The organism is Hahella ganghwensis DSM 17046, from assembly GCF_000376785.1.
GTDB classification, from domain to species: Bacteria; Pseudomonadota; Gammaproteobacteria; order Pseudomonadales; family Oleiphilaceae; genus Hahella; species Hahella ganghwensis.
This window is the reverse complement of sequence record NZ_AQXX01000001.1, coordinates 1-1,101: the sequence shown is the minus strand read 5'-3', so window position 1 is coordinate 1,101 and position 1,101 is coordinate 1. Positions and strand designations below refer to the sequence as shown.

Sequence of the window (1,101 nt, the reverse complement as noted above, 5' to 3'; positions counted from 1 at the left end):
GCCCCTGGGCATTGTAGGTGTAGGCGGTGACATAACCACCGGCATCCACGGCATAGCGGACCTGGCCACGGTCGTCATAAATCTTGTGAGTCGATTGAGTGCCTTCGGTCTGGGTTGCCGCAAAGGCTGCCAGCGCCGACTCGGTCATCTCCGTACCGGTATAGGTCCCGGCATAACGCAGGGTTTCAGTGGCCCGGCCGGCATGGTCGTAACGGTTCTCGGTGACCTGACCCAGGGCATTAATGCTGAAACGGGCCTGACCGCGATCGTCATACACGATTCGGGAAATCTGAAGGAAACTCTCGCCCATCGCCAGATGCTGCCCCAACACAGCCCCTTCAATCTTCGCTCCCTGATCGAGAATAGAGCTGTCTACAAAGTAGTCTGCCGTTCCATCATAGGCGTTAGCGGAGGTGTACCTGAGAACAAACGCCGAATCGGTTGGTGATTTCAGGTAGTATTTCACCTGATTACCTTCCGCGACAATCCGCACCCTGGTTTGGGGATCATATTTCCCCAGGTTGGCTATTTCTGCCCCTTCTTCAAAAATCTTTAAATGATTTTCCCAATTCCTGTAGACGGCAAAGTCAATATCAGAATAATCGTCTGAATCGTTGGTTTTGTTTAGGCCTGCCATGATTCGCTGACCGTCACCGGGTAAGGTGAATTCCAGATAACCATCGCCACGCAGACGGTCCGCCGAACGTACGGATTCATCCCATGTGGCATTACCACTGGAAATCCGCAGAGCGTCACCTTGATAAGCACTCGTTCCACTGGATTGATAACCCCAGGTGACTTGTTTCGGTAACCATGCCTCGATTCCGGCAACACTATAAGTAATACCGGATTCCGGTAACGCCCCGGAATACTGACGTGTCTCAATCACCTGCCCGGCAGCATTATAGGAATATCCAGTCACATAGCCTTCCGGGTCCACCTCATATGCTAACTGGCCACGAGCATCGTAGATCTTATGACCTTCTACTGGAGCGGCTTGTGCACTGGCAAAGCTTTCCAGTGCCGACAGGGTAAAGTCCTGTCCGCTGTACACCGCATCATAACGGGTGGAGCGCACCGCCTGACCGCGGGCGTCATAGG

The 1,101-nt window shown here is 53.5% G+C and carries 1 protein-coding gene; it reads right to left on the bottom strand.

The window, feature by feature from the left end; genetic code table 11:
- The coding region (locus F566_RS31340; protein WP_033415477.1) for an RHS repeat domain-containing protein at positions 1–1,101 on the bottom strand (1,101 nt) is incomplete at both ends.